Raw genomic sequence first — 23125 nt, forward strand, 5'->3', positions numbered from 1 at the left:
CGGGCGCTCAGGCCGGATCGCCGTATTTGTCGATGCGACGTCGCCCCACCAGCAATCCGCTTTCCAGCGTGGCGCACAGGGCGGCGTAATAATCGGCGAGGAACCCGGCATCGTCGCCATTGTCGGCGAGTGCCGCCTTGCGCCGGATCGTCGCGGCCACGGAATTGAGCGTTGCGGGATCGCCGTTGCGCAGCACGTCTTCCAGCGTCTGCAGCTCATAGATCCCGTACAGGGCCAGTGCCGCCGGAGGGAATGCGCGGCGTGGCTGGGCGGTCCAGCGAACCGCCTCGCTCGCCAGATCCGGGGCGAGCGTCCGCCGCGACGTCTGCACCACCCAGGTTCCCGCAACCAGATCGCCAACGCGGAGGCGGTCGCGGTTGAACACCGGGAAGAACAGGAAGATGCCGCTCCACGCGAGCGCGAAGATCGTCAGAAAGGCATCGGCGGTGCCGTTCTCCGCCTGCGCGCCCAGAAACGAGAGCGGCAGGAATATCTCGATCTCGCGCATGGCGTTCCGCGCCAGCACGGCGCCCGCGGTCAGCCGGGCACCGTCGCGCGCCACGACGCGCAGTCCCATCACCCGCTTGCCCGGCGTCGCCCCGCGACCGCTCATCTCGAACAGTACAAACCAGCCGTTGCGCAGCACGAACGCGCCGATCAGCCACACGATCCTGGCGATCTCCCCGCCCGTCGCCTCGTCGATGACATAGAGCGCGACGGTCGCCGCGATCAGGACGAGCAGCATGATCGTGATGTCGATCAGGAACGCGGTCGCGCGCGTGCCCGCGCCGCCCAGTTCCAGTTGCAGGTCCACCCCCTCCGGCGTGACGAAGCCGCGTCGCAGCGACGCCGCCGGCCTAGCCCCGCGACCGAACATCGAGACGCCTTCCGAATCCGTAAAAATAGAGGAGCCATCCCGCCAGCATCGCCGCGCCAATACCTGATCGCAGCATGTCTGACGTGACGACCTGCCGCCCGATACCCTCCAGTATCGCCGCGACAGCCAGCATCAGCACGACACCCGCGACCGCGACGGCGGCGGTCCGCCCCGCCGCGACGATCGCGATCATGCGTTGCTGCCGCCCCGGGAACGCGATGGCGGTGCCGATCCGCATCCCCGCCGCACCGGAGATCATGATCGCGAACAACTCGGTCGTGCCGTGGATCGCCAGCCAGGCGCCGAACTGCGGCCCCAGTCCCTTGTCCGCGAATACCGCGATCATCGCCCCGAGCGTCAGCCCGTTATAGAGGATCAGGAGCGCGGTCGGCACCACGAACGCGAAGCCGAGCGCGAAGGCGAAGATGGCGATCTGGGCATTATGTCCGAACAGGAAACCGGCGAACACCGCCAGCCCGTCTTCCTTCGATCCGTACATTGTCTCGCGCAGGGCTTCGGCGGACGCGCCCGGATCGCGGCCGCCGGCAAGCCCCTCCGGAATGATGCCGTAGAACCAGGCCGGGTCGGACCGTACGAGCGCATAGGCCGCCAAGGTGCCCGCGACGGTCAGGAACGCCATCACCAGCGTTTCCCGCCACAGCCGCGCCACCGAGCCCGGCCAGCCATGCGTAAAGAACCGGCCGAGGTCGCGCCACGCAGAGTCGGACACGCCGTAGATCTGGAAATAGGCCCGTGCGCAGAGTTGTTCCAGATAGGCGACCATCGCGCGGTCCAGCGACGTCTCGCGCGCGACCGAGAGCGAGGACAAGGTGGAGCGATACAGTAGCGGCAGCGCGAGCAGATCGTCGTCCGCCAGCGCGCCCACGGATCGCTTCTCGATGCGGGTGAGCAGGCTTTCGAGCCGCTGCCAGTCCTCCGCATGCGCGGCACGGAACCGGCTCGCGTTGAGCAGCGGCGGCGGGGCTTCGACGAACGCGCTCACAACAGGCTCCTGCGCTTGAGGTCGACATAGCCCTCCACCAGCCGCGCCGCGACCTGATCGTGCGGGCTTTCGATCACATGCACCCCCAGATGCCGCAGCCGCAGCAGGGCCAGCCGCCGGTCGCGCAGCAGCGCCGCCGCCGTGACGGCGCGGGTCACGTCTGCGGCAACGTCGGGCGCGCGATCGACGATCGTCTCCAGCTCGTCGTCGCGCAGCACGACGATCAGGACGAGATGCGTCTTCAGCAGGCGGGCGACCGCACGGACGAGAAAATCCGCGGACGTCGGGTCGGTGAATTCGGTGAATAGCACGATCATCGATCGTCGCGTCAGCCGCGCCGCCAATGTGGTCAGCGCGAAGGTGTAGTTCGTCTCGTCCCCGCCATAATCGATCGCCGCCGCCAGATGCTGCAACTCCGGAAAGGCTCCAGCCCCGCCGATGAAGCCGCTGGCGATCCGCGGTCGCGAGTCGAACGCATTCAGCGCCACCCGATCGCCCAGCTTCAACGCGAGCCACCCCGTCAGCAGCGCCGCCGACACCGCCCGGTCGACCCGCGGGATGCCGCCGACCGGGTCCGACATCTGCCGCCCGGTATCGATCGCGAAGACGATCTGGCTGTTGCACTCGGTCCGATACTCTTTGGCGTACAACTTCCGGTGGCGCGCCGACTGTTTCCAGTCGATCGCGCGTCGGTCCATGCCCGACCGGAACTCGACCAGCGCATCGAAATCCGTGCCGTCGCCGCGGTCGCTCTGCGCCAGCAAGCCCTGTACGGCGTGACGCTGGAACAGTTGCGCGCCCTGTTCGCGGATCGCCTCGACATCCGGCAAGATCGGCAGCGCCTGCTCCGTATCGATCCGCGCCTGCCGCCAGACGAGGCCGAGCGGCCCGGTCCAGCGTAGCCAGATATCCCCCAACCGTGCGGTGCCGCGTCGGATCGGCGTCAGCGTCAACCCGGCGGCACCGCGCCCGTCCTTCAGCGCGACGAACAGCGGGGCATCGTCGGCGACCGTCAGCAACGGGTCCGGTGCGATCATAACCTGCACCGCCCGTGCGCGACGACCAGTCACCGTCACGGCGATCGGCACGGTCAGCGGCACGCCCACGGGTGTCGATCGCGGCAAGGTCAAGGCCATGCTCGCCTGTGCCCGCCCCAGCAGCGTATCCATCGCGACCAGCATCAGCACCGCGAACGACCAGCCGAGCCCGACATACCAGCTTCGCGGAAACAGCATGGCGAGCAACAGCGCGACCGGAGCTCCGATCGCCGCCGCCAGCACCGCCATGCGGGTCGGATAGATCAACGCGGAACCTCGATCGTGTCGATGATCTGCGTCACCACCTCCTCGACCGTGCGCCCGCCGATCTCCGCCGCGGGTGCCAGGATCAGGCGGTGGCGCAACAAGGCAGGCGCCAGCGCCTTCACGTCGTCGGGGATGACGAAATCGCGGCCGTCCAGCGCCGCCCGCGCGCGCGCCGCGCCGGCCAGCATCGCGCCCGATCGCGGCGACGCACCGCTCTCCAGTTCGGCGACGGCGCGGGTGCCGCGGATCAGCGCGACGATGTAATCGATCACGTCGTCGACCAGCGTCACGCCAGCCACGGTCGCGACCGCCGCGTCGATCGTCGCTGCGTCGGCGCGCCGCTCGACACCCCAATCGGCGGGCGACATCGCCGCCTGCCGTGCGCCATGACCGGCGATGATCCGCCGTTCTTCCTCCGCGTTCGGATAGCCGATGGTTTGCTTGAAGAGGAACCGGTCGAGCTGCGCCTCGGGCAGCGGATAGACGCCCTGCTGTTCGATCGGATTCTGCGTCGCGACGACGGTGAAGCGCGCACTCAGCGGCAGGCTGTCGCCGTCGATCGTTACGGTCCGTTCCTGCATAGCCTCCAGCAGCGCCGCCTGCGTCTTGGGCGACGTCCGGTTGATCTCGTCCGCCAGCAGGAGTTCGGTGAAGATCGGCCCGCGCGTCAACGTGAAGGTCGATGTCTGGAAATTGAACAGGTTCGCGCCGATGATATCGCCCGGCATCAGGTCGGGCGTAAACTGGATCCGCCCGAAATCCAGTCCGACCGTCTGCGCGAAGCTGTGCGCGAGCAGCGTCTTGGCAGTGCCCGGCGGCCCTTCGAGCAGGATATGTCCGCCCGCGAACAGCGCCACCAGCAACAGGTCGACGGTGGCATCGTGACCCACCACCGCCTTGCCGATTTCGGCACGGATCGACTGGCCGAGCGCCCGGACATCTTCAACGGTCACCGTGTCTTCTCCCAAAGCCATTGGTGCAGCGCCCGTGCGGCTGCCAGCATGTCGTCGCGGTGGCCGGCCCGCCCTGCCGGAGCAACCAGCATCGTGAACGTCGAGGGTCCCGGCAACCGATCCAGATAGCGATCCGCCTCCTCGTCGGTCAGCCGGGCCGGCACGCCCAATAGCGATCGCGCCCGCTCCCGGATCAGCGCGGCATAGCGACCGCCAAGCGCGCCCTCCCGACCCGCCTTGCGGAGGATCATCGCGCTGTTGTCGACCAGCGCGGTCTTGCCGAACGCGATCGCGCGGCGCGGCGGCTCCGGCGTGCCGAAGCGGATCAGCGCCTGCCAACCGGCCAGCGCCAGCGCCGCGACGATCGCCATCGTCATCGCCAGGAACGGCGGCTCGAACGCCAGTTTCAGCGGACTGCGACCGCGCGCGAGCCCGTTCAGCGTCACGTCGAAGGCGACCCCCTCCGCCCCCGTCGAATTGACGAAATCGAGCAGGGCGAGCGCCCCCCGGGCACGCGCCAGCGACCGGATGCCGTGATTGTTGAGCAGATCGGGATCGGCGAGGATGTAGACCTCCGTGCGGCCGATCCGGCCGAGGACGACGCGGCCTGCCGCGTCGGTGACGAACGGAACCAGCGCCGCCGGGGCGACCGTCTGCAGCGGCCGGGGGGCGCCGACCGACAGCGCCGCCGGTGCCCAGTCGACCGCACGCAGCGGGCGGCCGCCGCTGGGCCGACGCGCGATCGGCAGCGCGGTCGCGGGGGCGAGCGTGCGGGCGGGATCGCTCGCCGGCAGCAGCCCGACGATGTCGGCCCACCCGTCCACGTCCTCGTTCGCCACGGTCGACCATTTCGGCAGGACGATCAGCGTCGCACGACCACGGCGCATGGTCATGAAGCTGCTCATGTCGACATTGCCGTGCTCGGGCGTGGCGACGACCAGATCCTCCGTGTCCCACCCCGCCTCGGTACGCAGGATGCGGGGGTTCCGGCCGGTCGCACCCGCCAGATTGACGATCCCGGCGAACCCCGTGGCGGCGTTCGACAGCGCATGCGCGCCCGCATTGCGCCCCGATCTGAAATCGGGCGCATAGGCTCCCAGCAACAGCGATCCCGCAAAGCCAAGTATGCCAACGATCAGCAGCAGGGCCACCGTCGTCGGTGCGAAGACGCCAGTGGACGCCCGCCCCCCGTCCCGATCCAGGGCGGTCGCAACCTCGCTCATGTCCGCCAGACCCGAGGCAGCACGAGGTCGGCATAGGCGGCGCGCGCCGCCTGCCAGTCGGCGTCGTCGACCGCCCGCCCGCCGAACAGACTATGCTCGACCAGTGCGGCGATACTGGCGAACAGGGGCCGCGCGGCAGTCGGCAGCATCGGCGCGGATGCCAGTTCGCGGCTGGTCAGCGACGGTTTGCGCAACTGGGGGCGACGGCGCGCGATATCGTCGATCGACCGGAACAGGAGATAGTGAACCGCCTCGGCGAAGCGCCGGTCGGCCGCAAGCCGGTCAGCCTCCGCCAGCCATGCGCGCGCAGGCGCGGCATCGGGCGTCCACGCCTCCTCCGGCACCTCCGGCACGACCGGCGATCCTCGTCGCCAGCGCGGCAACCGCCATTCGCCGGAGCGAAGCCGTTCGACGACCATCCAGATCGACATCGCGGCGATGAGTGCCAGCATCGTCCACAGCACGATCCGCGCATAGGGCAGGTCCGGCATCAGGTCCGACAGCCAGCGCAGCAGCCGGCCCACGGGTTCGAACATCCACGCCAGCCAGCGACCCAGCGCCTGCATCCATTCCGGTGTCGGCGGCGGCGGTGATGGGTTGTGCAGGGCGAACTGGATCGACGGATCGGCCCGCAACGCAGCGTGCGCGGCGGCGAGCCGATCGGCCACGGCCGCATCCTGTGCTGATCCCGCGATGATAGCCTCCCCAGCGACGATCGCCCCATGACGATCGGGCTGCCCCCGCTGGTCAGCTTAGCCGGATCGACCCATCAAGCAATCCGGTATCGGGGGCGATATGGCGGTTCATGGGCTGGACAGTGCGTCACCCGACGGTCACCCTGCCGCGCGGGGCATATCGGGGGATACGACATGGCGAACGACGGCAGCGACGGGATTTCGATCGGGGGCGTATTCGCACGCAGCTTCGACGTCATGCGCGGCAACCCGGCCGCGACGCTCGGGATCAGCGCCCTGATCGTCGCATTGCCGCAGTTGCTGTTCTACGGGCTCGGCGCGACGCAGGTAATCTACGGCGATGCCATGAACGGGCAATATGCGGCGGCGGGCAGTATCGGCCTGCTGACCGCCCTGTTGTGGCTCGTCGCTGGCGGAGCGATCGTACAGGCGACAGTCGCCCACGACGAAGGACGCAAGGCGACACCGGGAGAGGTGTTGCGGGTCGGATTGCGACGGGCACCGGCGCTGTTCGTCGTCTACGCCCTGTATCTGATCGGGGTGTGGATCGGGACGATATTCCTGCTCGTCCCCGGCCTGATGTTCGCGACGACCTGGGCGGTTGCCTTGCCGGCGATCGTTGCGGAACGGCCGGGCATCGTCGGCGCGTTCTCCCGCAGCCGCGCGCTGACCAAGGGCGCACGCTGGCACATCTTCGGTATCCTGATGCTGGCCTTCGTCGCGTATTGCATCGTCCTGGTCGTGCTCAGCCTGTTCGGTTCCGCAGGCCAAGGCACGCTCGACGCGCTGCGCGGCGATCCTGCGGCGGCGATCATGTTGCCGTCGCTGTTCGAACGCGTCGTCCAGTCGCTGGTCAGCACGGTGCTGGTGACGTGGCTCACCGCGCTCGGGGCGACGATGTTCGTCGCGTTGCGCCGGTGGAAGGATGGCCCCGGCACGGATCGTCTCGCCGCCATCTTCGCGTGATCCGCCGGGGGCTGACATCGGCCCGCGACCTGTGACATGCTGTTGAAAGGAAACAGTTTCGACAGGATGAGGAGAACGGAATGACCGGATCGACCAGGGGTCTGACGCGGCGCGACTGGATCGGTGGCGCGGCGGCCAGCGCGGGGCTTTTGCCGTTTGCGGACTCCGCCTCCGCGCGCCGGATCGCACCGAGCGACCGCGTCAACGTCGCCGCCATCGGGGCCGGCGGGATGGGGGCGCAGAACATGGGGAAGCTGACCGGGCAGAACGTCGTCGCGCTGGCCGACGTCGATTTCGCCCATGTCGCCAAGTCGCTGGTCGACAGCAAGGGTGCGGTCCGGCCCGACCGGCTGGCGTTGAAGGCCGCATACGACAAGGCGGAGAAGTTCGCCGACTATCGCCGCATGCTCGACCGGCGCAAGGATATCGACGCGGTGGTGATCGCGACCCCGGATCACCACCACGCGATCGCCGCGAAGATGGCGATGGAGCGCGGGCTGCACGTCTATGTCCAGAAACCGCTGACCTACACCGTGCGCGAAGGTCGCACGCTGCTGGATCTGGCGCGCCGCAACCCGAAACTGGTCACGCAGATGGGCAATCAGGGCCATTCGGGCGACGATGGCCGCCGCGTCGTCGAGTTGATCCGCGGCGGCGTGATCGGACGGGTGCGCGAGGTCCAGGTGTGGACCAACCGCCCCGTCTGGCCGCAGGGCGTCGCGCGCCCGGCGGCGGTGGCGAAGCCCGCCAGCCTCGACTGGAACCTGTGGCTGGGACCGGCAGCGGTCGATTGGGGCTACAACCCCGATTACGCGCATTTCAACTGGCGCGGCTGGATTCCGTTCGGCGTCGGCGCGCTTGGCGATATGGGCGCGCACCTGATCGATTTCCCCGTCTGGGCGCTGCAGCCGGGCCTGCCGACCCGCGTCGAGACGCGGCACAGCCATTGGGGCGGCGACGACGATCTTTGGGACGGCAAGCCGCCCGCCGAACTGTCCAGCTATCCGCTGGCGAGCATCACCACCTATCGGTTCGGCAATGCGAAGAACGGGCCGCTGACGTTGACGTGGTACGATGGCGGGCTGATGCCGCCGACGCCCGATGCTATGCCCGCGACGGTGCGGATGAATCCCGATGGCGGCGTGCTGTATATCGGCGAGCGCGGCATGCTGATGCACGAGACCTATGGCGAGAAGCCGGTGCTGATCGGCGACGGGACCGAGGCGCGGGCCGCCGCGGTGCCGATCTCCCTCCCGCGCATACAGGGTGGCCGCGACGGGCATGAGATGAACTGGATCCGGGCGATCCGCGGCGAGGAAGCGATCTCCTCCCCGTTCGCGACGGCGGTCCCGCTGAACGAGACGATGATCCTTGGCATGGTCGCGCTGCGGGCGGAACAGGCGATCGAGTATGATGGCGCGGCCGGCCGGATCACCAACATACCCGACGCGAACCGCTTTCTCGACCGGCAATATCGTCCGGGCTGGACGCTCTGACCGGCGAAAAGCCGGGGGCGGGGATCGTCACGAACGATCCCCGCCCCCGGCCGTCACGCGTCAGAAGGAGAAGCGCACGCCGGCGTCGTAGCGCGGCCCAAAGTTCTGGTAGGTCAGGAGCTGGTTGTCGAACCGGCCCGTGGTGAAATATTTCGCGTTGAACAGGTTGGTACCCTCCACGAACACCTGCAGGGCGGGCGTCACGTTGACGGCGACGCTGCCATCGAACTGGCCGTAATCGCGCACGAAGATCGGCTCGTTGCCCGAACCGCCCGCCAGCTGCCGCAGGAAGCGTTCGCGACGGTTATAGGCGATGCGGGCCGAGATGCCGTATTTCTCGTAAAAGACCGTCGCATTCTGCGAATTGCCGATCCCCTCCGCAGCGAACGACTGACCGATCTGGTTGACGTCGAAGTCGCGGTTGGTGCTGACGAACGTCGCATTGGCCTGAACGCCGAAGCCGCTCAGCACGCCCGGCAGCCAGTCGAGCGTGTGCACCACGTTCAACTCCAGCCCCTTGATCTCCAGCGACTCGGCATTGCGAGGACGTCGCACGCTGAATTCGCCGAAGAACTGCCCGCCGCGTTGCGTAATCAGCCCGCCGACCGGCAGCCGCACACCCTGTGCGTTGCCGGCGTTGGCGATCGGGATCGATTCTGCGGCGAAGGTTTGAACGATGAAGTCGTCGACCTTCTTGAAGAACACCGCCGCCGACAGCGTCGTGGTTGGTGTCGGATACCACTCCACCGACAGGTCGGCGTTGTTGGCGCGATACGGCTTCAGTTCGGTGTTGCCGCCGCTGGCGCTCAGCGTCGCCGGGCGCAGCGTGTCGGTGTTAAAGGTCGGGGCCAGGTCGCCGATCGCGGGCCGGGTCAGCGTCTTGTACGCGGCGACGCGGACCTGCAGCTTGGGTGTCAGATTCAACCGCACGTTCGCGGCCGGCAGGAAGTTGCTGTACGACGATTCGCGTGAGATCGCGACGCCCGCCGGGCTGGCGAACACACCGACATAGATCGTCGGATCGGTCGGCGGATTGCCGCCGGTCGGCGTCAGATCGACGAGCTGACGCTGCTGCCCGAACGAGCTGAGTTCCGTATATTCGTATCGCGCGCCGACGTTGACGAACAGCGGCATGGCGCCGACGTCCGCCTCGAAATCGAAATCGGCATAGCTGGCATAGACCGTCTCCCTGACGCGGGCCGACGGTTGCGGCGTGGCGGCATAGCCGTTGACCCTTGCATACCGGGCGGCCGTCGTGCCGGCCGCCAGACCCTGGGCCCGATCCAGCGCGGACGTCGCGGCCGCGCTGGTCAGGAAATCGAGATAGCGGCGTGGGTCGAAGGTCAGGAAGGTCAGCGGGACCGAACCACTCTTCGCGCCCAGTCCATCCATCGTGAACGACGACAGCAGGGACGGATCGGCCAGCGTCGGATAGCCGCAATAGACGCAACCGACATCGTCTGCGGACGTGATCGGGACGTTGTTCTTGTTGCGCGAGGTGCGCGCCACACCGAAGCGGAAGGCCTTGAACAGCGTGTTCTCCGGCTTCCATTCGTTGTTCCAGCGGTATTCCGTCACCTTCTCGGTGATGTCGTTGCCGTTGACGCCCGCGATGTGCGTGCGGCCCAGTGCCGGATTGCTCAGCACGCCCGTGCCATAGCCGGAGGTGGAGCCGATGCCGCCATTCTCCGCCTGGGTGAAGCTGTACTGCGACGGCGAGCCGATGACGGCGAAATAGGATTTGCCGCCACCCGCGTTCTTGGCGCGCGACCAGGTCGCATCCAGCACCATCTTGAACTCGTCGGTGGGGTTCCATTCGACGTTACCGCCGGCTTCCCACGTCGTCGTTTCACGCACCGCGCCCGACGAGATGAAGTCGGCATTGCCGCTGGTGGTCAGCGACGTGATCGTGCGGTTCCCGTCAATCGTCGCGGCGGTATATTGCGACGGCTCGAACCAGCTGCCGAGCGCGCGCGTGGTCGAATCGCTCTTGAACTTGTTGTACAGCCCGTCGACCGTGAAGGTCAGCGTGTCGCTGGCCTCGTACTGCGCGACCAGCGTGGCACCGAGCCGGGTGCGGACGTCGCGCGCATTGCCGACATCCTGGTTCCGTGGCGCATAGACGTTTCGAAACAGCGGCGCAGCGTTCGGCCCGACCGTCGTGTTGGGCAGATAGCCGCCGTTCGTGACGGAATCGATCGACGCGATACGCTTCTGGTATGACAAGGACGCCAGCAATCCCAGCCGACCATCGGCGAAGGTGTTGCTGAGCAGGCCGAACAATTGCGGCGTGAACTTCTCGCTGTTCTTCTCGTACAGCGCCTTGGCGCTGACGATGCCCTTGAACTCCTTCAGGTCCAGCGGGCGCGGGGTCTGGATATTGATCGTCGCGCCGATGCCGCCGCCCTGCAGCGACGCCTGCGAGCTCTTGTAGACCTGCGCGCCGCTGATGAGTTCGGCCGGGATCAGGTCGAACGAGAAAGCGCGGTTGAAATTGTCGCTGGCGAAGCTGCGGCCATTGAACAACACGGTGTTGAACTGTGGTCCCAGACCGCGAACGGTGACCGACTGGCCCTCACCGTTGCTGCGGTCGATCGCGACACCCGGAATGCGCTGAAGCGATTCGGCCACGTTGGCGTCGGGAAACTTGCCGAGGTCTTCGGAGGAGATCGCATCGAGGACACCGATGGCATCGCGCTTCTGTGCGGCGGATGTTGCGATGCTGGCGCGGATACCGGTGACGACGATGTCGTCGGCGGCTTCTTCCGTCTGCGGCGGCAGGCTCGCGGCCGGATCCTGCACCGTCGGCGCCGTCGTCTGCGGCATGGCCATCGCGGGCGTGGCGGCCATCAGAGCGATGAGCGCGCTGGCCAGTCCACACGCAGAATACGTCGCGTTACGCTTGAGTTGTCCCTGAGTTTTGCCCATCGCTATCCCTCCCGATTGAAGTCCCGCCTCGCTTGAACGGGATCCTAGTCTTTGCTAGGATTATTGTCTGATTAATACAACGGGAAAATGAAAACGATTTTATTCCCGCGAAAAACAGGGACTTAGATGTTAAATGGAGGGGAAATGGGCGGCAAATCTGCCGCCACCGTGAACACCGTCATCGTCGTGGGCGGCGGCTCGGCGGGCTGGCTGGCAGCCTGTCGGTTGGCCGCGCAGGCGAAGCGGACCGGAAGCGGCGTCTCGGTCACGCTGGTAGAATCCGATCGTATTCCGACGATCGGAGTCGGTGAAGGCACGTGGCCGACGATGCGGAACACCCTGGCGAAGATCGGCATCAGCGAGACGGAGTTCATCCGGTCCTGCGATGCCGCGCTGAAACAGGGTGCGCGGTTCGTCGGCTGGACGGACGGACAACCGGGCGACGCCTATTATCACCCCCTGAATCCGCCCGCCGGCGCGAGCGAGATCGACCTTGCGCCCTATTGGCTGGGCCGGTCGACGGATTTTGCGGATTGCGTCGACTATCAGGCGGCCCTGTGTGAGGCGGGACTGGCACCCAAGACGATCACCTCGGCCGAATATGCCGGCCACGCCAATTACGCCTATCATCTGGACGCCGGCAAGTTCGCCACGATGCTGAGGGAGCACGCAACGGGCGCGCTGGGCGTGACGCATGTGATCGGCGACGTGGCGCGCGCGAACCAGGCGGACAACGGCGACATCCTCGATGTGGAGATGGCGGACGGCCGGCGGATCGCGGGCGACCTGTTCGTGGATTGTACCGGGTTCGCCGCCCTGCTGATCGGCGGCGTGTACGGCGTTCCGTTCGAAAGCTGTCGCGACGTGCTGTTCGCCGATCGCGCCATCGCGATGCAGGTTCCGCATGCCAGCGACGACGACCCGATCGCCTGCCACACGATCTCCACTGCGCAGGACGCCGGCTGGATCTGGGACATCGGGTTGTGGACGCGGCGCGGCGTCGGCCACGTCTACAGCAGCGCCCATACCAGCGACGACGCAGCGGAGGCGGCGCTGCGCCGCTATGTCGGACCGGCGGGCGACGACCTGTCGGTGCGGACGATCCGGATCGACGGTGGCCACCGCGAACGCTTCTGGCAGAACAATTGCGTCGCGGTCGGGCTGTCGGCGGGCTTCATCGAACCGCTGGAGGCATCGGCGCTGATGCTGATCGAGGCATCGATGGACGCCATCGCCGAACGCCTGCCGCGGACGCGATCGGCGATGAATCTGGCGGCGCGGCAGTTCAACGCCACGTTCCGCCACCACTGGATGCGGATCATCGAGTTCCTGAAGCTGCATTACGTCATCACGCAACGGACGGACACGGACTTCTGGCAGGACAATGTCGCGGCGTCCTCGATCCCGGACGGCTTGGAGGAACGGCTGGAGTTCTGGCGCCACCATTCCCCTGCCCCGCAGGATTTCCCGCATGCGCGTGAAGTCTTCTCGTGGCCGAGCTATCAATATGTCCTGCACGGCATGCGCTTCGCCAGCCGCTACCCGCCGGTCGGCACCGCGACGCCGGAGGCGGCGATGGCCGCCGGCCTGATCACCCGCAATGAGCGGATCCGCGGCGACCTGATCGCGCGGGCGCCCGCCCACCGCGACCTGCTGCGCGCGGTGCGGAACTATGGATTGCAACGCGTATGAGCCGGGTGCGCCCTCTCGATCGATCCGCGCATGGCGCGCTGCGCTTCGACCCCGGCATCGTGTCCTCGCCGCAGACGATCGTGCAGATCGGCCTGTCGGAGATCGCGCTGGTGGCGGCGGACATGCCAGTGTGTCTGGCGAAGGATGCGAATACCGGCCGGTTCAATCTGGTCGCGCTGCTCGGGCTGATCGAGCCCGGCAATCTGTTCTGCGTCGAGGGGCGGATGCACGCGACCTATTGTCCGCGCGCGTTGCAACTGACCGGGTTCCGGCTTGATCCGGCCGGCGTCGCCGGGCTGGCGGTGGACGAGGCGGACGGCGCGATCGGGGCAGTCGCCGGGCAGCCGCTGTTCGTGGACGGGGAGTCGACCGCGCTCCTCGCCGACATCGCGGTGGCGTTGCATCGCCTGATCGCCGATATCGGTGCGGCGCGCGACGTGATCGGCGACTATGCCGGAAAACGGCTGATCCGGCCGTTGCGGCTCACGCTGCAAGGCGACGACGGGCGCGAGCACGGGATCGACGGCCTGTACACGATCGATACGGAGGCGTTGGCGAACCTGCCCGATGCGGATGTGCTGGCGCTGCACCGTGCCGACCGGCTCGCGCCGGCGACGATCATGGCGGCGTCCCTCGTTCAGATCGAGAGGCTGTGCCAGCTCAACAATGCCCGCCATGCACGGGTGCTCCGGATTCTCCCCTAGCATACAGGGCGCCAGCCGCTCTCGCGCATTGCGAAAGCGCCGGTTGCGCATCATCTCCGCCTGGTGACGAGATCGACACCCCTTCGCGAACGGGCGGGAGCCGCGGCATCCACCGCGCTGACCGTGGGCATGCTGGGCTATGCGTTGATGCTGGGGCTGGCGTTCCGCGGACCGGCAATACCGGCGGAGCAGACGCTGGCGACGTTCGACGTGCCCCCCGACGCATCACCCCCCGAGCGTGTCGTGCCACCGCCGCGCAAGATCGCCCGGCCGAGCGGGAAAGCATCCCCGCCCAACCTCCGTTCCAGGGCGACGGAGGTCACCGCGCCGGAGCCGGTTATCTCGATTGCGCCGCCGCCCGTTGCCGTGGCGTCGCTGCCCGATACCGGCGTGCAGGCTACCTCCGGCGCATCCGATCGTGCGGGGCCGGGAACGGGTTCCGGCGGGATCGGCAACGGCCATGGCGCGGGCGGTGATGGCGATGGCGACGGCAGCGGCCTCGAACGCGTGCCGCGGCTGATCCGCGGCCGGATCAGGGGATCGGACATTCCCGATGCGGTACTCGATACCGGATTCCGCGGCGTCGTCGGCACGCGGTATCAGGTCGAAATTGATGGCCACGTGACCGGATGTATGGTCGTGCGATCGAGTGGGAACACGCTGATGGACCAAGCCACCTGCCGGGCGGTCGAGAAGCGGTTTCGCTACGATCCGTGGCGCGATGTCGATGGCCGGCCGGTCCGGTCGACGGTGCTGCGCGATCAGCAATGGGACATCGATCCGCCCGCGATTGACGGGTGACCCGGCGACCCGGAGGTTCGACTATCGTCGGGCGCCGCCCATCGCCCGCCCCGCCACCGGGTCCAGCTTCGCCGCCAGCGCCGCGTCCCTCAAGCCCGGCGCGGTGATGATCGCGGTGTCGAGCACCGTATCGATCGGCGATGCAGGCCGCTCCTCCGGCAAGCCCAGCAGCAGACGGCGGACCGTCTCGCGCGCCAGCGCGCCGTTCGCTCCGACCTGCGCCAGCACGGCGGCGACATCGACGGCGGCTTCACCCTCCCGCCACGCATCGTAATCCGTCACCATCGCGATCAGGGCGTACGGAAGCTCCGCCTCCCGCGCGAGCTTCGCCTCGGGCATCGCGGTCATGCCGATCACGTCCGCGCCCCAGCTTCGATACAGCTGGCTCTCTGCACGCGTCGAGAAGGCCGGACCTTCCATCGCCAGATAGGTGCCGCCCGCGTCCACGCCCGCCCCGGCGTCGCGCGCGGCCTTCGCCGCGAAACCGGACAGGCGTGGGCAGACCGGTTCCGCCATCGGCACGTGCGCCACCAGCCCGGTTCCGAAGAAACTGTTCGGACGTGACGTGGTGCGGTCGATGAACTGGTCGACGATCGTAAAGCTGCCCGGCGGCCGGTCCTCGCGCAACGACCCGACGGACGAGATCGCCAGCAGGTCGGTGACGCCCAGCCGCTTCAACGCATCGATGTTGGCGCGGGCATCGATCTCGCCCGGCGCGATGCGGTGGCCGCGGCCGTGGCGGGGCAGGAAGGCGACGCGGGCATGACCGATCCACCCGGTCAGGATCGCATCGGACGGCTCGCCCCAGGGGCTGTCGACCCGCTGCCATTCCGCATCCTGCAAGCCGTCGATCGCGTAGAGCCCCGATCCGCCGAGGATACCGATCGTCCAGCCACGCATCAGACGGTGAAGCTCTCGCCGCAGCCGCACGCGCCCTTGGCATTCGGATTCTGGAACACGAAGCCGGCGGTGAAATCGTCCTCCACCCAGTCCATCGTCGATCCGATCAGGTAGAGGATCGACCCGCCATCGACGAACAATGTGCCGCCGGGCGTGTCGATTCGTTCGTCGAAGGGCTTCGCCTCCGTCACGTAATCGACCGAATAGGCAAGGCCGGAGCAGCCGCGCTTGGGGGTCGACAGCTTGACGCCGACCGCGTCCGCGGGCGCGCGGCCCATCAGGTCGGCGATCCGCGCCTCGGCGCTGGCTGTCAGGTTCAACGCGGCGGGCCGCGCGCGCAGCGTGGTGGCCATTACAGCATCCCCAGTTCGAGCTTGGCGTCGTCGGACATCTTCTGCGGGTCCCATGGCGGGTCCCAGACGAGATTGACGTCGGCGATCGAGATGCCCGGCACCGCGGCGACGCGCATCTCGACTTCGGCGGGCATCGACTCCGCGACCGGGCAATGCGGCGTCGTCAGCGTCATCGTCACCGTCGCCTCGCCATTCTCCGTCACGTCGACACCGTAGATCAGGCCGAGGTCGTAGATATTAACCGGGATTTCGGGGTCGAAGATGTCCTTCAACGCGTCGATCACGGCCTCATACAGCGCGCCGCCCGGCTCTCCCGGCGCATCGCCCTGCGGCTTCTGCGCGAGGAAGCCGGAGAGGTAATCGCGCTCGCGTGGCTCGGGCGTCACCAGCGGAGTGGCGACATCGTCCACCCGCGCCTTGGGCGGCGGTGAGACGCCCTCTACCTGCTCGACCTGATAGTCGCTCATCCGAAAATCCTCGTCACTCGCTCGACGCCCTTTACCAGCGCGTCCACATCGGCCGGTCCGTTATAGACGCCGAAGCTGGCCCGCGCCGTCGCCTCCACGCCCAGCGCCTCCATCAGCGGTTGCGCGCAATGATGACCGGCGCGGATTGCCACTTGGCTCTCGTCCAAGATGGTGCCGATGTCGTGCGGATGCACCCCCTCGACCGTAAAACTGACGATGCCGGCGGAGTCCGCCGGACCCAGCAGCCGCACGCTGTTGATGCTGCCCAGCGCATCGCGCGCTCTCGCAACCAGCGCCGTCTCGTGCGCGTGGATCGCCGGCAGGCCGATGCCCTCGACATAATCGATCGCCGCGTGCAGCCCGAGCGCGCCGACGATATGGGGCGTCCCCGCCTCGAACCGGCCCGGAGGCTTGGCATAGGTCGTCTTCGCGAACGTCACGCGGTCGATCATCGATCCGCCGCCCTGCCACGGCGGCATCGCATCGAGCAATTCGGGCCGGCCCCACAGCACGCCGATGCCGGTCGGGCCGTAGATCTTGTGCGCGGAAAACACGTAGAAATCGCAGCCGAGCGCGGTCACGTCGACCGGCATTCGCGGAACCGCCTGACACCCGTCGATCAGGATCTTCGCCCCGACACCGTGCGCCAGCGACACCGCGCGCTCCACGTCCAGCACGGAACCGAGGACATTCGATACATGCGCCAGCGCGACGAGCCTGTGCCGCGCGGTCAGCATCGCCGCCATCGCGTCGAGATCGATGCGGCCGTCGCTGGTCAGCGGCGCGACGTCGATCGCCGCGCCGACGCGCTCGGCGGCCATCTGCCACGGCACGATGTTGCTGTGATGCTCGAGCATCGACAGCATGATGCGATCGCCCGCCTTCAGCTGACGCGCGGCCCAGCACTCGGTGACGAGGTTGATCCCCTCCGTCGCGCCGCGGACGAACACGCATTCGTCGGGCGAGCCGGCCCCGATGAAGTCCGCCACGCGCTGCCGTGCGGCTTCATAGGCGACGGTCATGTCGGCGGACCGCTGGTATACGCCGCGATGCACGGTGGCGTAGGTTTCGCCGTACGCACGCGTGATCGCGTCGACCACGACCTGCGGCTTCTGTGCCGTCGCGGCGGTGTCGAGATACGCCCAACCGGCCGGAATGGCGGGAAAATCAGCGAGCGTGTCGAGCGGAGCGGCGCCGGTCATGCGGCATTCTCCAACGCGAAGTGGAGGAAGTGGAGGCGCTGGACGCTACTTTTCCCATCCCCCGCAAGAAGGGGCATAACGGCAGCCGCACTCACAACGCTCGCTCCAGCCACGCATCCGCATCCGCCACGAACGCATCGCGAACCGTCTCATTCCCGATCCTGTCCAGTGCATCGACGACGAACGCATGCGTCAGCAATGCCTGCGCCCGCGCCCGCGAAATGCCCCGGCTCTGCATGTAGAACAGCGCCCGCGCATCGAGTTCGCCGACGGTCGCGCCGTGGGCGCACTTCACGTCGTCCGCGAAAATCTCCAGCTCCGGCTTGAGGTTCACGGTGGCGGTCCGTTGCAGCAGCAGGCCGCGCAGCGACTGCTCGCCGTCCGTCTTCTGCGCATGGCGCGCGACCTCGACCGCCGCGGCGAGGCTGGCGGCGGAGCGATCGGCGGCGACGGCGCGCCAGACCTGCTTGCTCTGACCGTTCGGCTCGGCATGATGGACGCGAACCGCGCATTCCTGTCGCTGCTCGCCCGCCGTCAGCAGCGCGCCGCCATAATCTACATAGGCCCCCTCGCCCGCGACGATGCGCGCGTCGATCCGCGTGCCCGCCGCGCCCGCGCCGAGGAAGATCGCGATCAGGCTGGCTCCCGTACCGAGCGTCGCGTCCTCGCGCAGCGAGGTGAAGCCGGCATCCTGCAACAGCCGCACCGACCGCATCAGCCGCGCCGCCTTGCCCAGCGTGGTGCGCGTGAACCGGTTCGCCCAGCCGCTGCCGACATAGGTTTCCACGACCTGCGCGACGGCGTTGTCGCCCAGCACGATCTCGGACGGCAGATGGTTGGCGGCTCCGGTCGCGACATGGACGATCTGCACCGGATCGGCGGCGGCATCGGCGTCCAGATGCAGCGCCCACCCCGGGCCGGACGTGCGCGCGGCGAGGGCATGATCCTCCGCGTCGACCTGCCGAAGCACGACGCGGCCGAGATTGCTGACCGCCCGATCGACCACGCCGTCGACCACGACGATCCGCGCGCCGGGCAGGTCGAGGAACCAGCCACCGGCTTCGCCCCCCGCGATCTGCGGCAGCGCCGCGGCGGCGGCGATCCCGGCGGTATCGGCCCAGCGCCACGCTTCCTCGCGGGTGGAGGGGAGTTCCATGACGCTCATGCCGGCGACCCCGACGCTCGTGGCGACCGGATCACGCCGCCACCTGCGAATAGCCCGCCCGCTCCAGCTCGTGCGCCAGTTCCGGCCCGCCCGTGCGGGTGATGACGCCGCCGTCGAGGACGTGGACGAAATCGGGCTTCACGTAATCGAGTAGCCGCTGATAATGGGTGATGAGCAGCACCGCCTTGTCGGGCGCGCGCATGATGCGGTTGATGCCGTCGCCGACGATCCGCAGCGCATCGATGTCGAGGCCCGAATCCGTCTCGTCGAGGATCGCGAACTTCGGATCGACGATGCCCATCTGCACCATCTCGTTGCGCTTCTTCTCGCCGCCCGAGAACCCGACATTGACCGGCCGCTTGAGCATTTCCGCATCCATGTCGAGCTTGCGCGCTTCCTCGCGCGCCAGCTTCAGGAACTCCGCGCCCGACAGCGGCTTCTCGTCGCGCTGCCCACGCTGCGCATTCAGCGCCTCGCGCAGGAACTGGACGTTCGACACACCGGGAATCTCGACCGGATACTGGAAGCCGAGGAACAGGCCGGCGGCAGCGCGCTCGTGCGGTTCGAGTTCGAGCAGGTCCTTGCCGTCGAACGTCACGGAACCCGCGGTCACCTCGTAGCCGGGACGACCGCCGAGGACATAGCCCAGCGTCGACTTGCCCGCGCCGTTCGGCCCCATGATCGCGTGGATTTCACCCGCGTTCACGGTCAGCGACAGACCCTTGAGGATTTCCTTGCCGTCGATCTCGGCGTGGAGGTTTTCGATGTTCAGCATTGTCATCTCTCTAGCCCCTCCCCTTCAGGGGAGGGGTTGGGGTGGGGCGTTCGCCGGTCGGGCAACGCTCGTAGTTCATCCAGAAGCCGTGCCAGCACGCCCTCTATATTCTGCATGACGTCGGTGTTCGTGAACCGAACCGTTCGGAAGCCGAGTACGGCTAGCGCAGCATCGCGACGCTCGTCACTGGCGGCATCACCGTGCGTATGCCCATCAACCTCGACGATCATCCCTTTCTGCGGGCACAGAAAGTCTACGATGACCATGCCGATCGTCGCCTGCCGCCGAAACTTGAAACCGCCCAGTTGCGATTGCGACAGACGCGACCATAGCCGCTTCTCCGGCTCCGTCGGATTATGGCGCATAGCGGAGGCGCGACCGTGCATACGGTCGATCGTGCTCGCGGAGAGGCCCCACCCCCTGCCCCTCCCCTGAAGGGGAGGGGAGTCAAGGCGACGATCGTCGTCGCGGGGTGTCATCCCACAGATCCTTCAAGGCTGATCCCCAGCAACTTCTGCGCCTCGACCGCGAACTCCATCGGCAGCTGCTGCAGCACCTCGCGCGCGAAGCCGTTGACGATCAGGGCGACTGCCGCCTCCTGATCCAGACCGCGCGACATGGCGTAGAACAGCTGGTCCTCGCTGATCTTCGACGTCGTCGCCTCATGCTCGATCTGGGCGGAAGGGTTGCGGACCTCGATATAAGGGATCGTGTGTGCGCCGCACTGGTCGCCCAGCAACAGGCTGTCGCACTGGGTGAAGTTGCGCACATTCTCCGCCGTCGGGCCGACACGGACGAGGCCGCGATACGTGTTGTCCGAACGCCCTGCGGAAATCCCCTTCGACACGATGGTCGAGCGGGTGTTCTTGCCCAGATGGATCATCTTGGTGCCGGTGTCCGCCTGCTGGCGATTGTTGGTCACAGCGACCGAGTAGAACTCGCCGACCGAGCCGTCGCCCGACAACACGCAGGACGGATATTTCCACGTCACCGCACTGCCGGTTTCGACCTGCGTCCACGACACCTTGCTGTTCTTGCCCTGACACAGCGCACGCTTGGTGACGAAGTTGTAGATGCCGCCAAGGCCGTTCTCGTCGCCCGGATACCAGTTCTGGACGGTCGAATACTTGATCTCGGCATCGTCGAGCGCGACCAGTTCGACCACCGCGGCGTGGAGTTGGTTCTCGTCGCGCATCGGCGCGGTGCAGCCCTCCAGATAGCTGACATAGCTGCCCTTGTCGGCGACGATCAGCGTGCGTTCGAACTGGCCGGTATTCTCCGCGTTGATGCGGAAATAGGTCGACAGCTCCATCGGGCAGCGGACGCCCTCCGGGATGTAGACGAAGGTGCCGTCGCTGAAGACGGCGCTGTTGAGCGTCGCGAAGAAGTTATCCCGCTGTGGCACGACCTTGCCCAGCCATTTGCGGACGAGGTCGGGGTATTCGCGGATCGCCTCGCTGATCGAGCGGAAGATGACGCCGGCGGCCTCCAGCTCCTTGCGGAAGGTGGTGGCGACCGACACGCTGTCGAACACCGCATCCACTGCGACCCGGCGCGGCGCGGGCGCGTCGGGATCGGGCGCGACATTGGCGAGCAGCTTCTGCTCCTCGATCGGGATGCCGAGTTTTTCGTAGGTGCGGCGGATTTCGGGGTCGAGTTCGTCCAGCGACGCGATCGTCGCCTTCGCCTTCGGCTCCGCGTAATAGAACGCGTCCTGATAATCGATCGGCGGGACGTTCAGCTTCGCCCAGTCGGGCGCCTCCATCGTCAGCCACAGGCGAAACGCCTTCAGCCGCCAGTCGAGCATCCATTCGGGCTCGTTCTTCTTGGCGCTGATGTAGCGAACCGTGTCCTCCGACAGCCCCTTGGGCGCGAAGTCCTGTTCGATGTCGGTGGCGAAACCCCACTCGTACTTCTTCGATACGGCCGCATAGGCCTCGGCGTTCTTCATCACGCTTGCTCCAACACCGACAGGCTGGCGAGCGAAACACCCGCCAGCGCGCCGCGCACCGCGCCGTTGACGACGCTCCAGTGCGGCTTCACCCGACAACTTCCGTCGATCGCGCAGTCGTGCCGCGTCTCGGAGACGCAGGACGTCAGCGCGATCGGCCCCTCGACCGCCTCGATCACGTCCGCCAGGCTGATCGCCGAGGGCGGGCGCGACAGGCGGAAACCCCCGCCGGTGCCACGCGCGCTTTCCAGCAAACCCGCCGCGGCGAGGCGGCTGACCAGCTTCTGCGCAGTCGGCAGCGGCACGCCCGTCTCCTCCGCGAGCAGGGTCGCGTTCAGCCGACCCACGCCACCGCAGTGGCGCGCGGCGGCGGCCATCAGGACGACCGCATAATCGGCTAGGGAAGAGAGGCGCATCGTTCCAATCGGATCGGTTCCGTCCGATTGCAGATGGTGCAGCGCAACGCCGCGATCAACCGCTATCTTTGCAAACGACTCGCAAGGGTGCGATGAGCGCGCCCATGTCCTGGTATCACCCCGCCCTGTTCGCGCTCGATGCGGAGCGCGCCCATGCCCTGACGCTCAGGATGCTGTCGCTCTGGGGGGGCGCGGGCACGCCCTTGGCACGGGACGGCGCGCGCTATTCGCGGCTGGCGACGACCGTCGCGGGCGTGACCTTCGCCAATCCGGTCGGGCTGGCGGCGGGCGTCGACAAGAACGGGGAGGTGATCGCCGGATTCTTCGGGTTGGGCTTCGGGTCGGTAGAGATCGGCACGCTGACGCCGCGCCCGCAGGCCGGCAATGCGAAGCCACGGCTGTTCCGCCTGCCGGAGGACCGCGCGGTGGTGAACCGCTACGGCTTCAACAACCACGGACTGGACGCGGGGCTGGCGAATGCGCGGGCGGCGAAGCGGCGCGGGACGCTGGGCATCAACGTCGGCGCGAACAAGGATTCGGACGACCGGATCGCCGACTATGCGAAGAGCGTCGCTGCTGCCGCGCCGCTGGCCGACTACGTGACGATCAACATCAGCTCGCCCAACACGCCCGGCCTGCGCGACCTGCAATCCGGGCAGGCGCTGCGCGACCTGCTGGCGGCGTCGGTCGCGGCGAAGGGCACGACGCCGCTGTTCCTGAAGGTCGCACCCGATCTCGACCCTGCCGATGTCGACGACATCGCCCGCGCGGTGATCGAGGCGAAGGTCGATGCGCTGATCGTCGGCAACACGACCGTGACGCGACCGGGCCTGCGCTCCGCGAACGGCGCGGAGACGGGTGGCCTGTCGGGCGCGCCGCTGGCCCCGCTGGCGCGCGCACGGCTGGCGGATTTCCGCACGGCGACGGGTGGCGCGGTGCCGCTGGTCGCGGTCGGCGGCATCGGTTCGGCGGAGGAGGCGTATGCCCGCATCCGCGCAGGGGCTAGCCTCGTTCAGGTCTACACCGCGCTTGTCTATGAGGGGCCGGGGTTAGCGGCACGGATGCTCGGCGGGCTGGACGCGCTGCTGGCGCGCGACGGACTCAAGAGCGTGGCCGAGGCGGTGGGGGCGTAGCGCAGGATCAACGCGCATCTCATCTCCCCTCCCCTTCAGAGGAGGGGTCGGGGGTGGGGCGGTGCCGCAAACCAGTCGCTGGTTGAGAGGCCCCACCCAAGTCCTCCCCTGAAGGGGAGGG

22 protein-coding genes are annotated in these 23125 nt (G+C 67.6%); 6 read left to right on the forward strand and 16 right to left on the reverse strand.

Translation table 11 applies throughout. The features are described 5' to 3' along the window. Positions 1-7: 7 nt before the first annotated feature. The 6 genes from ASG07_RS07005 to ASG07_RS07030 are packed head-to-tail and all read right to left on the reverse strand — an operon-like array spanning position 8 to position 6028. Complete coding sequence (locus ASG07_RS07005; RefSeq protein WP_055843748.1) at positions 8-877, reverse strand: RDD family protein; 870 nt, start codon at positions 875-877, stop codon at positions 8-10. Continuing rightward, positions 858-1880, reverse strand: coding sequence for a stage II sporulation protein M (locus tag ASG07_RS07010; RefSeq protein WP_055843750.1), 1023 nt, complete (start codon positions 1878-1880; stop codon positions 858-860). The genes ASG07_RS07005 and ASG07_RS07010 overlap by 20 nt, the downstream gene beginning before the upstream one ends. Continuing rightward, entirely contained in the window at positions 1877-3184 is a 1308-nt protein-coding gene (locus ASG07_RS07015; protein ID WP_055843752.1) for a DUF58 domain-containing protein, read from the reverse strand. The genes ASG07_RS07010 and ASG07_RS07015 overlap by 4 nt, the downstream gene beginning before the upstream one ends. Continuing rightward, complete coding sequence (locus ASG07_RS07020) at positions 3181-4137, reverse strand: AAA family ATPase (RefSeq protein ID WP_055843754.1); 957 nt, start codon at positions 4135-4137, stop codon at positions 3181-3183. Before ASG07_RS07020 ends, ASG07_RS07015 begins: the two co-directional genes overlap by 4 nt. After that, positions 4134-5360, reverse strand: coding sequence for a hypothetical protein (locus tag ASG07_RS07025; RefSeq protein WP_055843756.1), 1227 nt, complete (start codon positions 5358-5360; stop codon positions 4134-4136). The genes ASG07_RS07020 and ASG07_RS07025 overlap by 4 nt, the downstream gene beginning before the upstream one ends. Continuing rightward, positions 5357-6028, reverse strand: coding sequence for a DUF4129 domain-containing protein (locus ASG07_RS07030; RefSeq protein WP_236694580.1), 672 nt, complete (start codon positions 6026-6028; stop codon positions 5357-5359). The genes ASG07_RS07025 and ASG07_RS07030 overlap by 4 nt, the downstream gene beginning before the upstream one ends. 201 nt (positions 6029-6229) lie before the next feature. On the opposite strand from ASG07_RS07030, the gene ASG07_RS07035 reads away from it, so the two are divergent. Together ASG07_RS07035 and ASG07_RS07040 are read left to right on the forward strand one after the other, a co-directional pair. Continuing rightward, positions 6230-7021 carry a glycerophosphoryl diester phosphodiesterase membrane domain-containing protein gene (locus ASG07_RS07035; RefSeq protein WP_055843763.1) on the forward strand — a complete coding sequence of 264 codons (792 nt, stop codon included), beginning with the start codon at positions 6230-6232 and terminating at the stop codon, positions 7019-7021. 80 nt (positions 7022-7101) lie between these two features. Next, positions 7102-8517: a Gfo/Idh/MocA family protein gene (locus ASG07_RS07040; RefSeq protein WP_055843766.1), complete on the forward strand. Its 1416-nt coding sequence runs from the start codon at positions 7102-7104 to the stop codon at positions 8515-8517. A gap of 60 nt (positions 8518-8577) precedes the next feature. On the opposite strand, the gene ASG07_RS07045 is transcribed toward ASG07_RS07040, so the two are convergent. Further along, a complete protein-coding gene (locus ASG07_RS07045) occupies positions 8578-11367 on the reverse strand; it encodes a TonB-dependent receptor (protein WP_055843768.1) in 2790 nt (929 codons plus the stop codon). A 222-nt stretch (positions 11368-11589) separates the two neighbouring features. Between ASG07_RS07045 and ASG07_RS07050 the strand changes: the two genes are divergently transcribed. From ASG07_RS07050 to ASG07_RS07060, 3 genes are all read left to right on the forward strand, one after another. Continuing rightward, positions 11590-13137, forward strand: a complete 1548-nt coding sequence (locus ASG07_RS07050) for a tryptophan halogenase family protein (RefSeq protein ID WP_055843769.1) — start codon at positions 11590-11592, stop codon at positions 13135-13137. Continuing rightward, positions 13134-13841: a SapC family protein gene (locus ASG07_RS07055; RefSeq protein ID WP_055843772.1), complete on the forward strand. Its 708-nt coding sequence runs from the start codon at positions 13134-13136 to the stop codon at positions 13839-13841. The genes ASG07_RS07050 and ASG07_RS07055 overlap by 4 nt, the downstream gene beginning before the upstream one ends. A gap of 63 nt (positions 13842-13904) precedes the next feature. Next, positions 13905-14642: an energy transducer TonB gene (locus tag ASG07_RS07060; protein WP_236694581.1), complete on the forward strand. Its 738-nt coding sequence runs from the start codon at positions 13905-13907 to the stop codon at positions 14640-14642. Positions 14643-14663: 21 nt separating this feature from the next. On the opposite strand, the gene mtnP is transcribed toward ASG07_RS07060, so the two are convergent. The 9 genes from mtnP to ASG07_RS07105 form a co-directional block, all read right to left on the reverse strand. Further along, entirely contained in the window at positions 14664-15542 is an 879-nt protein-coding gene (mtnP, locus tag ASG07_RS07065) for an S-methyl-5'-thioadenosine phosphorylase (RefSeq protein WP_055843775.1), read from the reverse strand. Continuing rightward, the gene (locus ASG07_RS07070; RefSeq protein WP_055843778.1) at positions 15542-15895 is read right to left on the reverse strand and encodes a HesB/IscA family protein; all 354 of its coding nucleotides are present in this window, start codon (positions 15893-15895) and stop codon (positions 15542-15544) included. Before ASG07_RS07070 ends, mtnP begins: the two co-directional genes overlap by 1 nt. Continuing rightward, on the reverse strand, positions 15895-16362 hold the full coding sequence (locus tag ASG07_RS07075; protein ID WP_055843779.1) for an SUF system Fe-S cluster assembly protein: 468 nt from the start codon (positions 16360-16362) through the stop codon (positions 15895-15897). Before ASG07_RS07075 ends, ASG07_RS07070 begins: the two co-directional genes overlap by 1 nt. Beyond that, entirely contained in the window at positions 16359-17564 is a 1206-nt protein-coding gene (locus tag ASG07_RS07080; RefSeq protein ID WP_055843781.1) for an aminotransferase class V-fold PLP-dependent enzyme, read from the reverse strand. Before ASG07_RS07080 ends, ASG07_RS07075 begins: the two co-directional genes overlap by 4 nt. A gap of 91 nt (positions 17565-17655) precedes the next feature. Next, positions 17656-18729, reverse strand: coding sequence for a SufD family Fe-S cluster assembly protein (locus tag ASG07_RS07085; RefSeq protein ID WP_055843783.1), 1074 nt, complete (start codon positions 18727-18729; stop codon positions 17656-17658). 31 nt (positions 18730-18760) lie between these two features. Then, positions 18761-19504, reverse strand: coding sequence for a Fe-S cluster assembly ATPase SufC (sufC, locus tag ASG07_RS07090; protein WP_055843785.1), 744 nt, complete (start codon positions 19502-19504; stop codon positions 18761-18763). A gap of 2 nt (positions 19505-19506) precedes the next feature. Continuing rightward, positions 19507-19890, reverse strand: coding sequence for an endonuclease domain-containing protein (locus tag ASG07_RS07095; RefSeq protein WP_269082629.1), 384 nt, complete (start codon positions 19888-19890; stop codon positions 19507-19509). Positions 19891-19979: 89 nt separating this feature from the next. Beyond that, entirely contained in the window at positions 19980-21455 is a 1476-nt protein-coding gene (gene sufB / locus ASG07_RS07100; RefSeq protein WP_055843790.1) for a Fe-S cluster assembly protein SufB, read from the reverse strand. Next, positions 21455-21871 (reverse strand): SUF system Fe-S cluster assembly regulator, encoded by a 417-nt coding sequence (locus tag ASG07_RS07105; RefSeq protein WP_055843792.1) that lies wholly within the window; start codon positions 21869-21871, stop codon positions 21455-21457. The genes sufB and ASG07_RS07105 overlap by 1 nt, the downstream gene beginning before the upstream one ends. 104 nt (positions 21872-21975) lie before the next feature. Here ASG07_RS07105 and ASG07_RS07110 point away from each other — a divergent pair, with 104 nt between their 5' ends. Next, the gene (locus ASG07_RS07110) at positions 21976-23004 is read left to right on the forward strand and encodes a quinone-dependent dihydroorotate dehydrogenase (RefSeq protein ID WP_156361773.1); all 1029 of its coding nucleotides are present in this window, start codon (positions 21976-21978) and stop codon (positions 23002-23004) included. Positions 23005-23125: the final 121 nt, after the last annotated feature.

The organism is Sphingomonas sp. Leaf343, assembly GCF_001423765.1.
In the GTDB taxonomy this organism is placed as follows: Bacteria; Pseudomonadota; Alphaproteobacteria; order Sphingomonadales; family Sphingomonadaceae; genus Sphingomonas.

Excerpts from the sequence above, each read along its gene's own strand:
- ASG07_RS07085 (WP_055843783.1), bottom strand. The coding sequence starts at position 18,729 with ATGAGCGTCATGGAACTCCCCTCCACCCGCGAGGAAGCGTGGCGCTGG.
- ASG07_RS07005 (WP_055843748.1), bottom strand. The coding sequence starts at position 877 with ATGTTCGGTCGCGGGGCTAGGCCGGCGGCGTCGCTGCGACGCGGCTTC.
- ASG07_RS07080 (WP_055843781.1), bottom strand. The coding sequence starts at position 17,564 with ATGACCGGCGCCGCTCCGCTCGACACGCTCGCTGATTTTCCCGCCATT.
- ASG07_RS07075 (WP_055843779.1), bottom strand. The coding sequence starts at position 16,362 with ATGAGCGACTATCAGGTCGAGCAGGTAGAGGGCGTCTCACCGCCGCCC.
- ASG07_RS07070 (WP_055843778.1), bottom strand. The coding sequence starts at position 15,895 with ATGGCCACCACGCTGCGCGCGCGGCCCGCCGCGTTGAACCTGACAGCC.
- ASG07_RS07025 (WP_055843756.1), bottom strand. The coding sequence starts at position 5,360 with ATGAGCGAGGTTGCGACCGCCCTGGATCGGGACGGGGGGCGGGCGTCC.
- mtnP (WP_055843775.1), bottom strand. The coding sequence starts at position 15,542 with ATGCGTGGCTGGACGATCGGTATCCTCGGCGGATCGGGGCTCTACGCG.
- ASG07_RS07110 (WP_156361773.1), top strand. The coding sequence starts at position 21,976 with ATGTCCTGGTATCACCCCGCCCTGTTCGCGCTCGATGCGGAGCGCGCC.
- sufB (WP_055843790.1), bottom strand. The coding sequence starts at position 21,455 with ATGAAGAACGCCGAGGCCTATGCGGCCGTATCGAAGAAGTACGAGTGG.
- ASG07_RS07105 (WP_055843792.1), bottom strand. The coding sequence starts at position 21,871 with ATGCGCCTCTCTTCCCTAGCCGATTATGCGGTCGTCCTGATGGCCGCC.
- ASG07_RS07040 (WP_055843766.1), top strand. The coding sequence starts at position 7,102 with ATGACCGGATCGACCAGGGGTCTGACGCGGCGCGACTGGATCGGTGGC.
- sufC (WP_055843785.1), bottom strand. The coding sequence starts at position 19,504 with ATGCTGAACATCGAAAACCTCCACGCCGAGATCGACGGCAAGGAAATC.
- ASG07_RS07050 (WP_055843769.1), top strand. The coding sequence starts at position 11,590 with ATGGGCGGCAAATCTGCCGCCACCGTGAACACCGTCATCGTCGTGGGC.
- ASG07_RS07035 (WP_055843763.1), top strand. The coding sequence starts at position 6,230 with ATGGCGAACGACGGCAGCGACGGGATTTCGATCGGGGGCGTATTCGCA.
- ASG07_RS07055 (WP_055843772.1), top strand. The coding sequence starts at position 13,134 with ATGAGCCGGGTGCGCCCTCTCGATCGATCCGCGCATGGCGCGCTGCGC.
- ASG07_RS07045 (WP_055843768.1), bottom strand. The coding sequence starts at position 11,367 with ATGGCCGCCACGCCCGCGATGGCCATGCCGCAGACGACGGCGCCGACG.
- ASG07_RS07095 (WP_269082629.1), bottom strand. The coding sequence starts at position 19,890 with ATGCACGGTCGCGCCTCCGCTATGCGCCATAATCCGACGGAGCCGGAG.